General features: G+C 73.5%; 11 protein-coding genes. 7 read left to right on the plus strand and 4 right to left on the minus strand.

Translation table 11 applies throughout. The annotated features are described in order from the left end of the window. Positions 1 to 31: 31 nt before the first annotated feature. A complete protein-coding gene (locus AC3EUV_RS17130; RefSeq protein WP_435603250.1) occupies positions 32 to 652 on the minus strand; it encodes a TetR/AcrR family transcriptional regulator in 621 nt (206 codons plus the stop codon). 58 nt (positions 653 to 710) lie between these two features. On the opposite strand from AC3EUV_RS17130, the gene AC3EUV_RS17135 reads away from it, so the two are divergent. Then, positions 711 to 1,733: a glycoside hydrolase family 113 protein gene (locus AC3EUV_RS17135; protein ID WP_435603251.1), complete on the plus strand. Its 1,023-nt coding sequence runs from the start codon at positions 711 to 713 to the stop codon at positions 1,731 to 1,733. Between the two features lie 5 nt (positions 1,734 to 1,738). Here the strand turns inward: AC3EUV_RS17135 and zapE are convergent, their stop codons facing one another. Then, entirely contained in the window at positions 1,739 to 2,860 is a 1,122-nt protein-coding gene (gene zapE, locus AC3EUV_RS17140) for a cell division protein ZapE (protein ID WP_432142754.1), read from the minus strand. A 67-nt stretch (positions 2,861 to 2,927) separates the two neighbouring features. Between zapE and AC3EUV_RS17145 the strand changes: the two genes are divergently transcribed. Beyond that, a complete protein-coding gene (locus tag AC3EUV_RS17145) occupies positions 2,928 to 3,752 on the plus strand; it encodes a pyrimidine reductase family protein (RefSeq protein WP_435603252.1) in 825 nt (274 codons plus the stop codon). A gap of 138 nt (positions 3,753 to 3,890) precedes the next feature. Further along, entirely contained in the window at positions 3,891 to 4,388 is a 498-nt protein-coding gene (locus tag AC3EUV_RS17150; protein WP_432142752.1) for an indole-3-glycerol phosphate synthase, read from the plus strand. Between the two features lie 87 nt (positions 4,389 to 4,475). On the opposite strand, the gene AC3EUV_RS17155 is transcribed toward AC3EUV_RS17150, so the two are convergent. Together AC3EUV_RS17155 and AC3EUV_RS17160 are read right to left on the minus strand one after the other, a co-directional pair. Beyond that, on the minus strand, positions 4,476 to 5,162 hold the full coding sequence (locus AC3EUV_RS17155; protein WP_435603253.1) for an ABC transporter ATP-binding protein: 687 nt from the start codon (positions 5,160 to 5,162) through the stop codon (positions 4,476 to 4,478). Further along, on the minus strand, positions 5,159 to 6,265 hold the full coding sequence (locus AC3EUV_RS17160; protein WP_432142750.1) for an FtsX-like permease family protein: 1,107 nt from the start codon (positions 6,263 to 6,265) through the stop codon (positions 5,159 to 5,161). Before AC3EUV_RS17160 ends, AC3EUV_RS17155 begins: the two co-directional genes overlap by 4 nt. Positions 6,266 to 6,519: 254 nt before the next feature. On the opposite strand from AC3EUV_RS17160, the gene AC3EUV_RS17165 reads away from it, so the two are divergent. The 4 genes from AC3EUV_RS17165 (at position 6,520) to msrB (ending at position 10,320) form a co-directional block, all read left to right on the plus strand. Further along, positions 6,520 to 7,689 carry a sensor histidine kinase gene (locus tag AC3EUV_RS17165; protein ID WP_432142847.1) on the plus strand — a complete coding sequence of 390 codons (1,170 nt, stop codon included), beginning with the start codon at positions 6,520 to 6,522 and terminating at the stop codon, positions 7,687 to 7,689. Continuing rightward, complete coding sequence (locus AC3EUV_RS17170) at positions 7,686 to 8,360, plus strand: response regulator (protein WP_435603254.1); 675 nt, start codon at positions 7,686 to 7,688, stop codon at positions 8,358 to 8,360. Before AC3EUV_RS17165 ends, AC3EUV_RS17170 begins: the two co-directional genes overlap by 4 nt. A gap of 139 nt (positions 8,361 to 8,499) precedes the next feature. Beyond that, positions 8,500 to 9,897: a UDP-N-acetylmuramate--L-alanine ligase gene (gene murC, locus AC3EUV_RS17175; protein ID WP_432142748.1), complete on the plus strand. Its 1,398-nt coding sequence runs from the start codon at positions 8,500 to 8,502 to the stop codon at positions 9,895 to 9,897. A 15-nt stretch (positions 9,898 to 9,912) separates the two neighbouring features. Further along, on the plus strand, positions 9,913 to 10,320 hold the full coding sequence (msrB, locus tag AC3EUV_RS17180) for a peptide-methionine (R)-S-oxide reductase MsrB (RefSeq protein WP_432142747.1): 408 nt from the start codon (positions 9,913 to 9,915) through the stop codon (positions 10,318 to 10,320). Positions 10,321 to 10,510: the final 190 nt, after the last annotated feature.

The raw sequence follows: 10,510 nt of genomic DNA on the forward strand, positions 1-10,510 counted from the left end.
AACCAGGGCGGCGTGTCGGGGCCGCGCCCCCTTAGCCCCCCGCTCCCCCGTAGTGGGCGACCAACGGCAGGAAGAGCTCATCGACGACTTCCGTGACGGCGGCGCGGGAGGGTGCGCGAAGGCTGATCAGCATCTCGCCGGCGACGAGGGTGACCGGGAGCGCGGCGACCCGAGCGGGGATGCGGGAGGCGTCGAGCTCGCCGCGCCGGCCGGCGCGTTCGAGGAGCTCCGTCATGGTGTCCCCGCCGCCCTGGCGAGTGCGTTCCGTGATGAAGTCGCCGAGGTCGCTGCCCCGTGTGCGGCCGTCGGTGAGCACCTGGACTACGGGGGCGATCTCCGTCAGGCGGGTCGTGATCTGCTCCAGCAGGGCGAGGACGTCGGTGCGCAGTGCGCCGGTGTCCGGCGGGGGCGGGGGCACGGGTGGGGTCCGATGGCGGAGCGCGGCCAGGACCAGGTCGCGGCGCTGCGGCCAGCGCCGGTAGAGGACCGTGCGGCTGGTGTGGGCGCGGGCTGCCACGGCCTCGTACGTCAGGTCGTGGTAGCCGACGGCGAGCAGCTCTTCCCAGGTGGCCTGGAGCAGGGCGGCTTCCAGCTCGGCGCCCCGGCGCCGTCGTCCTGGGGCGGGTGGCTCGCCCTTTGCTTCTTTAGGCACGTTCTGTATCTTAAGCCTGCCGGGAAATAAGATACGTCCTGAACCTTAAGGAGCGCGGATGCGTGGCAAGGGCGTGCAGTACGACACCGGAACGTTCCCCAACGGCGACACCAGTCGGCCCACCTTCGAACCCGACGTCGTGGCGCGTGAGATGCGCGTCATCGCCGACGACCTGCACTGCAACGCCGTCCGGATCACCGGCGGTGACCCTGAACGGCTCAGCGTGGCGGCCGGGTTCGCGGCCGAGGCCGGACTGGCCGTCTGGTACTCGCCGTTCCCCTGCGAGATGACGGAGGAGGAGATGCTGCCGTACTTCGCCGAGTGCGCCGACCGCGCCCAGGCGCTGCGCCGCGGCGGGGCCGAGGTCGTGCTGGCCACGGGGTGCGAGCTGAGCGTGTTCGCGCGCGGCTATCTGCCCGGCGAGACCTTCGCCGACCGGATGGAGACCCTGCGCGCCGCGCCCGAGGTGCGGGCCGCAGCGCTCGCGTCGATACCGGAGCGGGTCAACGGCTATCTGGGCGAGGTCGTCAAGACGGTCCGGCCCCGGTTCGGCGGTCCGGTCAGCTATGCCTCGATCCCCATCGAGGACATCGACTGGAGCCCCTTCGACATCGTCGGGGTGGACGCGTACCGCAGCACCCGCAACGCCGATACCTACCGCGAAGACCTCAGGGCGTACTTCGCCTCCGGCAAGCCGGTCGTGGTCACCGAGGTCGGCTGCTGTACCTTCCGCGGCGCCGGCGACCTCGGAGCGGCCGGCTGGCTGGTCGTCCAGGCGGACGGCACGGTCAGCCCGGGGACCGTACGGGACGAGGGCGAACAGGTCCGCTACATGGACGAGTTGCTGCCGGTCTTCGAGGAGGAGGGCGTCGATACGACCTTCTGGTTCAGCTTCGCCGGGTACGGGCTGCCGCATCGCGACGACCCCGGGACCGATCTGGACCTGGGGTCGTACGGCATCGTCAAGATGCTCGACGGCACGCCGTCACGGACCCACCCCGGCCTCCCCTGGGAGCCGAAGGAGGCGTTCCACGCCCTGGCCCGGCACTACGAGAAGTGCGAGAAGGCCGATGGCGGCTGACGCCTCTAGAGAGCGCCGCCCGTGACCAGCGGCTTGGCGTCGCGGGCCAGCGCCGTCAGACGGGAGATCGCCCGGAAGTACTTCTTGCGGTAGCCGCCGCGCAGCATCTCGTCGCTGAACAGCTCGTCAAAGGCCTTCCCGGAGGTCAGCACCGGGACCTCGCGGTCGTAGAGCCGGTCGGCGAGGACCACCAGCCGCAGCGCGGTGGACTGGTCGGGTACCGCCTGGACGTCGGTGAGGCAGACCGCCTCGATGCCGTCGCACATGGCGCCGTAGCGGCTGGGGTGCACCTTGGACAGATGGTCCAGGAGGGAGGGGAAGTCGTCGAGCGAGGCGCCCGGGGTGCGGTACGCGGTGCGTGTGACGGTCTCGTCGTCGTACGGGGCGGGGGCCTCGGGCAGACCGCGGTGGCGGTAGTCCTCGCCGTCGATACGCAGCGGACGGAAGTGGGCGCTCAGCCCCTGGATCTCGCGCAGGAAGTCGGCGGCCGCGAACCGGCCCTCGCCGAGCTTGCCGGGCAGGGTGTTGGAGGTGGCGGCCAGCGCCACCCCGGCGTCCACCAGCTTGCCGAGCAGGGTGGAGACCAGGACCGTGTCGCCGGGGTCGTCGAGCTCGAACTCGTCGATGCACAGCAGCTTGTGGTCGCCGAGCGTCTTGACGGTCTGCTGGAAGCCGAGCGCGCCGACGAGGTTGGTCAGCTCGACGAAGGTGCCGAAGGCCTTGCGCTCGGCCGGGGCGGGGGTGGCGTGCCACAGGGAGGCGAGCAGATGGGTCTTGCCGACGCCGTAGCCGCCGTCCAGATAGACCCCGCGGGGGCCCTGGGGCGCCGCCGGCTTCCTGGCGAACCAGCGCCGCTTGCCCGCGCCCGCCCGCCCGGCGTCGATGCCGTCCGCGAAGTCGCTCAGGACCTGTACGGCCTCGGCCTGGCTGGGCTGCTTGGCGTCCGGGATGTAGGTGTCGAAGCGGGCGCCCTGGAAGCGCGGCGGCGGCACCATCTCGGCGACCAGGCGGTCGGCCGGGACGTGCGGGGCGCGGGCGGTGAGCGCGGCGGGCGCCGCGTCGGCACCGTCGGCCGGCGGTCCGGCTGTCGGGTCGGTCTGCGGGGCGGAGGGCTGGGAAGGCGACACAGCCGTCCAGCCTATCGCGTGTGCGGTACCCGCCGGTCCGGTGAGCGAGGCATGTCACACTGCCGCCATGCGACGCCTGTTCCCGCTCCCCGCCCCACCCGTACCGGCCCCTGACCTCGACGGCAGTGGGGCGGCGACGACCGATCCCACGGACCGCGAGTGGACGCTGGACGAGCTGGCCGAGACGTATGCGTACCCGGCGGCGGACGACCCGGCGCGCTCCGGGCGCACCGGCTGGCTCCGGGCGAACATGGTGTCTTCCCTGGACGGCGCGGCCCATCACGACGGCCGCTCGCAGCCGCTGTCCGGCGCGGCCGACATGCGGATCTTCGGGGTGCTGCGGGGGCTCGCGGACGCCGTGGTGGTGGGGGCGGAGACGGTGCGGCAGGAGGGCTACCGGCCGGGCCGCGCCCGGGAGGCGTTCGCCGCCCGCCGGGCCGCCGCCGGCCAGGGCCCGGCCCCCGCCATCGCCGTGGTGACCGCCGGTCTCGGGCTGGATTTCACGCTGCCCCTGTTCACCGAGCCGCTGGTGCCCACCGTGCTGCTGACCGGTGCGGCGGCGCCGGCGGACCGGGTGGCCGAGGCCCGGGCGGCGGGCGCCGATGTGCTGTTCGCCGGGGAGGGGCTGGGGGTCGACCCGGCCCGGGTGGCCGGGGTGCTGGCCGGGCGGGGCCATCACCGGCTGCTGACGGAGGGCGGGCCGCGGCTGCTGGGGCAGCTGGCGGCGGCCGACGCGCTGGACGAGATGTGTCTGTCGCTGGCGCCGGTGGTCGCCCTGGGCGACGCGGCGCGGATCATGAACGGTCCGGCCGTCGCGGTGCCCGAGCGGTTCGCCCTGGCATCGGTGTTGGAAGAGGCCGGGTTCCTGTTCACTCGCTACCGTCGGTCCTGACAATCAACGGAACACTCTGTTCCGCTTAGCTTCGGTTGGGCACACTAAAAGCCAACAGGTCCGCGTGGCGACGGGGCAGGATGGTGTCTGTCGGGCTCCGTGCCATGCGGCGCCCCGAAGAGAAGAAGGGCGTCCGTCGTGTTCACGAGCGTATTGATGATCGAGAAGCCTCTGACGCCCGCCGACGTGGAGTTTGTGACCACCCTGCACGGCGATGACCGGATCTCGTTCGTCGTGCTCATGCAGCCGCGGGGTAAGCAGGACGTGCTGCTGCGGGCCATCGACGACGTCGCCCTCGGCGAGTTCGACGACGCCGTACGGGAGGCCGAGGAACCGGGCGGCTCCCAGGCCGAGGCCCCCGCCGAGCTGGCCCTGGCGCACACCCTCCAGGCGCTGCGCGACGCCGGTTCGGAGGCCGTCGGGCAGGTGGTCGAGGACAAACCGCTGGACCTTTTGCAGTCCATCGTCGACGAGACCGGCGCGGACGAGGTGATCGTGCTGACCACCCCGCACTTCGTCGAGGAGTTCTTCCACCGCGACTGGACCTCCCGCGCCCGCCACAAGGTCGGCGTCCCGGTGCTCAAGCTCTTCTCGCACGCGGCGGACGACCAGCCTCAGGACACCGCGGGCGGCTGAGGGCGTCGGCGCGGAGCCGGTCCTCCCCGAGGTCCGGCTCCGGCGCGCCGCCGCGCGGGCCGGGAGGCCGGCCCGCGCCGCGGGAGATCAGTGGCGGACGCCGAGGTGCGGGCGGAGCCGGCCGTCCCGTACCTCGGCGACCTCGTCCGCCGCGTCCAGATGCGCGGGGTCGTGGGTGACCAGCACCGTCGCCGTGGCGCGCTCCTTGGTGAGGGTGCGCAGCAGCGCGAGCACCGCGGCGCCCCGCTCGTGGTCCAGGGCGCTGGTCGGCTCGTCCACCAGCAGCACCGCGGGCTCGTTCATCAGCGCCCGGGCGATATTGACCCGCTGCCGCTGGCCGCCCGACAGCTGGTGCGGCCGCCGGTCCGCCAGCTCCGCCAGGCCGACCGCCGCCAGCAGTTCCCGCGCCCGGGAGCGCGCCTCACGGGGTGCGCGGCCGTCCAGATGGGCCATCACCTGGAGCTGCTCGGCGGCCGTCAGCGACGGCAGCAGGTTCGGCTGCTGGAAGACCGTGCCGATGGTGGTCCGGCGCAGCGCCGTCAGCTCCGCGCGGCCGCGTCCCGCCGTGTCGGTGCCGTCGATCACCACCCGTCCGCGGTCCGGGCGGATCAGCGTCGCGGCGACCGCGAGCAGGCTGGACTTCCCGGAGCCGGACGGCCCGATCACCGCCGTCAGACCGCCGGGGGGCACGGTCAGCGAGACCCGGTCCAGCGCGGTCAGCCGGGCGTCGCCGTCGGGGTAGGTGAGGGTGACATCGGTCAGTTCGAGGCTCATCGGACACTTCCCAGGGCGGTCAGCGGGTCGACGGAGGTGAGACGGCGGATGGCGAGTGCGGCGCCGGCGGCGCCCAGCGCGATCATGATCAGGGCCGGGACCAGCACCGTCGGCGGATCGAGTACGAACGGCACGGTGCCGCCGACCGCCGCGCCCACCGCCGCCGCCAGGGCGGTGCCCAGCGCGGTCCCGGCCACCAGCAGGACGACGGCCTGGCCGAGCGCGTCCCGCAGCAGTGCGCCGGTCGAGGCGCCCAGCGCCTTCAGCACCGCGACATCGCCGCTGCGCTGGATCGTCCACACCGTGAAGAACGCGCCGATGACCAGCGCGGAGATGGCGAACAGGAAGCCGCGCATCAGCTGAAGCGAACCGTTCTCGGCGGCGAACGAGCCGATGGCCTGCACCGCGTCGTCGGTGGTGACGGTCTTCGTGCCGAGCTTCTTGTCGGCGGCCGCCAGATCGGCCGCCCCGGTGGTGGACAGGGCGAGCACCGTCGCTCCGGGGGCGGCGCCGTCGTCAGGGCCCGCACCGCGGGCGGCCGGACCGGAGCCGCCCGTGAGCCGTTGCCAGTCGCCCAGCGACGTCCACACCACCGGGGTGTGGCTGTACATCGCCGTGCCCGACACCGCCGCGACCTCGAACGTCCGCCCGCCCAGCGTCAGCTGCCCGCCCGTCCGCACACCGAGCGACGCGGCGGCCTTCCCGGACAGCACCACCGCACCGTCAGCGACCCGCTCCGGCGCCGGCCGGGATCCGGGCCGCACCCCGAAGGCCGACACCGCGGCGGTCCGGCCGCCCGCCTCCGCCCGGGTCGTCGCGATGCCCAGCGGCTCGGCATGCCGTACGCCCGGCACCCGTGCCCAGTCCCGCACGGTCCGCTCCGGCAGCCGGGAATCGGTGAACGCGAGCTTGCTGCCGTCGGCGGGCGCCGAGAACACCAGATGGTCGGCGGGCAGTCCGGTGACCGCCGAGGTGTTCTCCCGGCCCAGCCCCGCCGTCAGGCCCGACAGCAGGCCCACCAGCACCGTGATCAGCACGATGACGGTGCCCATCAGGGCGAACCGCCCCTTGGCGTATCTCAGGTCTCTCCAGGCGACGAACACGGGCTGCCCTCTTCGGATCGGGGCGCCGGACCGACTGCCCGGCGGCTGCTCCCCACCGTCGCCTCCCGGACGGGGCCGCGGCATCGCGCCGGGGAGGGGTCCGCCGGCGTCGAAGGGTGCGTCCCGCGGTCAAACCTTTGGTTGATGCCGCGGGCGCCCCCGGCCCGTAGCCTGGACGGGCCGTGACCGAAGAAGCCGTGACCGCTCACTCCCTCACCCCCGTCCTGCGGGCCCTGCGCAGCTGCCTGCATCTGATGGTGGCCGCGCTGCTCGCGCTCGCCGCCGTACGGGCGGTGGCCGACCGCACCCCCGACGCCCCCGCCGTGCTCGCCGCCGCGGTGGTGCTGTGCGCGCTCTACGTCACCGGCCCCCGGCTGCCCCGGCTGCGCACCTCCACCGGCGCCGCGGCCCTCTGGCTCGCCGCCGTGGCCCTGGTCTGGCTGGTCCTGCTGGCCCTCACCCCGGACGGCGTCTGGGTGGCCTTCCCGCTCTTCTTCGTCCAGCTGCATCTGCTGCCGCCGCGCTGGGCCCTGCCCGCGGTCGCGGCCACCACCCTGGCCGCCATCGCCGGGTTCGGCTGGCACACCCACACCCTGAGCGTCGGTACGGTGCTCGGCCCGGCCCTGGGCGCTGCCGTCGCGGTCGCCGTCGTCCTCGGCTACGAGGCCCTCTACCGGGAGAGCGAACAGCGCCGCCGCCTCATCGAGGAGCTCACCGCGACCCGCGGCGAACTGGCCGACGCCGAACACGCCGCCGGTGTGCTCGCCGAACGCGAACGGCTGGCCCGCGAGATCCACGACACCCTCGCGCAGGGCCTGTCCAGCATCCAGCTGCTGCTGCGGGCCGCCGAGCGCGCCCTGCCGGAGCGGCCCGGCACCGCCCTCGGCCACGTCCGGCAGGCCCGCACCGCCGCCGTCGACAACCTCGCCGAGGCACGCCGCTTCGTCCGCGCGCTCAGCCCGCCCGATCTGGAGGCCGGATCGCTGCCCGCCGCCCTGGAACGGGTCTGTGCCACCACCGCCCGGGCCTCCGGCCTCGCCGTGCACTGCCAGGTCTCCGGCGCGCCCACCGCGCTGCCCACCCCGCACGAGGTGGCGCTACTGCGCATCGCCCAGTCCGCGCTCGGCAACACCGTCCGGCACGCCGCCGCGGGCCGCGTCGAGCTGACCCTCAGCTACATGGACACCGAGGTCGCACTGGACATCGTCGACGACGGCACCGGCTTCGTCCCCGCCGAGGTGCCCGCCCCCGGCTCCGCCGCGGTCCCCGGCACCGGCTTCGGTCTCGCCGCGATGCGCGCCCGGGCCCGCGCCCTCCAGGGCACCCTCGTCGTCGAGTCCGCCCCGGGGGAGGGCACCGCGGTCGCCGTCACCCTGCCCGTCCCCGTCCCCGCGCCCGACGCCGCACCGGAGGCCGCCTCATGACCGCGTCGGACTCCCCGGAGCTCCCGGCCCCTGCCGCACCTCCCCGGCGCATCCGGCTGCTGCTCGCCGACGACCACCCCGTGGTCCGCGCCGGACTGCGTGCCGTCCTGGAGACCGAGGAGGACTTCGAGATCGTCGCCGATGTGCCCACCGCCGAGCAGGCCGTCGGCCTGGCCGCACGGCTCGACGTCGACGTGGTCCTCATGGACCTCCAGTTCGGCGGCTTGATGCTCGGCTCCCAGGCCACCGCCGCGATCGCCGCCGCCCCCGGCGCCCCGCGCGTCCTGGTCCTGACCACCTACGACACCGACGCCGACATCCTCGCCGCCATCGAGGCCGGCGCCACCGGCTACCTCCTCAAGGACGCCCCGCCGGAGGAGCTGGCCGCCGCGGTGCGCACCGCCGCCGCCGGGAAGTCGGCGCTCGCCCCCACCGTCGCGCTGCGCCTCATGGACCGGATGCGGACCCCCGCCACCGCGCTCTCCCGCCGCGAGACCGAGGTCCTCCAGCTCGTCGCCGACGGTCTGTCGAACGCCGCGATCAGCAAACAGCTCTTCCTCAGCCAGGCGACCGTCAAGTCCCACCTCGTCCACATTTACTCCAAGCTGGGCGTGGACTCCCGTACGTCCGCGGTCGCCGCCGCCACCGCACAGGGCCTGATCCGCCGCTGACCTCCGGCCCGGCACCGGAGCCCGCACCCGGCCGGGATCCGTGGACCGGCGCTGTCGGTGCCGGGTGCGAGAATCATCGACAGCACGACAGAACCACCGCACCACCGCTCGCGACGATCGACATCAGGGAGACCCGCCCATGGCACCCGCCATCCCAGCCTCGATGGACCGGCCGCACTTCATCGGCATCGGGGGAGCCGGTATGTCGGGCATCGCCAAGATCCTTGCGCAGCGCGGCGCCCGGGTGGCGGGCAGCGACGCCAAGGACTCTGCGACCGCCCAGGCCCTGCGCGCCCTCGGCGCCACGGTCCACATCGGCCACGCCGCCGGGCATCTCGCCGAGGACGCCACCAGCGTCGTCGTCTCCTCCGCGATCCGCCCCGACAACCCCGAGCTGGCCGCCGCCCATGAGCGCGGCATCCCTGTCGTGCACCGCTCCGACGCCCTCGCCTCCCTCATGGACGGCCTGCGCCCCATCGCCGTGGCGGGCACCCATGGCAAGACGACGACGACCTCCATGCTCGCCGTCTCCCTCGGCGCCCTCGGCCTCAAGCCGTCCTACGCCATCGGCGGCGACCTCGACGCCCCCGGGTCCAACGCGGAGCACGGCACCGGCGAGATCTTCGTCGCCGAGGCCGACGAGAGCGACCGCAGCTTCCACAAGTACGCCCCCGAGGTCGCCATCATCCTCAACGTGGAGCTGGACCACCACGCCAACTACGCCTCGATGGACGAGATCTACGAGTCCTTCGAGACCTTCGTCGGCCGCATCCGCCCCGGCGGCACCCTGGTCATCGCCGCCGACCAGCCCGGCGCCCGCGAGCTGACCGCACGCATCTCCGGCCGCTACGACATCGAGGTCGTCACCTACGGCGAGTCCGAGGACGCCGACGTCCGCATCCTCAAGGTCAACCCCCGCGGCCTGACCAGCGATGTCACCGTCACCCTGACCAGCGGCAAGATCCTCACCTTCACGGTCTCCGTCCCCGGCCGGCACTACGCCCACAACGCCGTCGCCGCGCTGGCCGCCGGCGTCGCCCTGGGCCTCCCGCCGCACAACCTCGCCTCCGCGCTCGGCAAGTACACCGGCGTCAAGCGCCGCCTCCAGCTCAAGGGCGAGGCGGCCGGTGTGCAGGTCATCGACTCCTACGCGCACCACCCCACGGAGATGACCGCCGACCTGGAAGCGATCCGCGGCGCCGCCGAGGGCGCCCGGGTACTGGTCGTCTTCCAGCCGCACCTCTTCTCCCGCACCCAGGAGCTGGGCACGGAGATGGGCCAGGCACTCGCCCTCGCCGACGCCTCCGTCGTGCTGGACATCTACCCGGCGCGGGAGGACCCGGTCCCGGGCATCACCAGCGCCCTGATCATCGACGCCGCGCGCGCCGCGGGCGCCGATGTCACCCCCGAGCACGACCAGGCCGCCGTCCCGGAGGTCATCGCCGGAATGGCGAAGCCCGGTGACCTTGTTCTCACCATGGGCGCGGGCGATGTGACCGACCTCGGCCCCGCCATCCTGTCCCGCCTGGGCAGCTGAGCTGAGGAGACCCGGATGCCGTACGAGATCGACAAGCCCGACGAGCAGTGGCGCGCCGAGCTGAGCCCCGCGGAGTATCAGGTGCTCCGCCAGGCCGGCACCGAGCCCGCCTTCGTCGGCGAATACACCGACACCAAGACCGAGGGTGTCTACTCCTGCCGAGCCTGCGGTGCCGAGCTCTTCCGCTCCGACACCAAGTTCGAGAGCCACTGCGGCTGGCCGTCCTTCTACGACGCCCGCGACTCGGACGCCGTGGAGCTCATCCCCGACAACTCCCACGGCATGGTGCGGACCGAAGTACGGTGCGCCCGCTGCGGCTCGCACCTGGGGCACGTCTTCGAGGGCGAGGGGTACCCCACCCCCACCGACCAGCGGTACTGCATCAACTCGATCTCGCTGCGGCTGACCCCCGACGAGGGCTGAGAGCGGTGATCGACACGGCCGGCTGATGCGTTCCCGCAGCCACCTCCGGCAGCTTCCCAGGTCGGTGGGCCTCGGGGAGCCGCCGGGAGGCGCCGCCGTGAATGCCATGGATTCGGACAACTTTCCGGGTGGTGCGGCGAGGCCGTAAAGGAGCGTCTCACTCCGGCCGACGGAACGGACCACTCCGGTG

The sequence above is a fragment of the Streptomyces sp. bgisy130 genome (genome assembly GCF_057708345.1).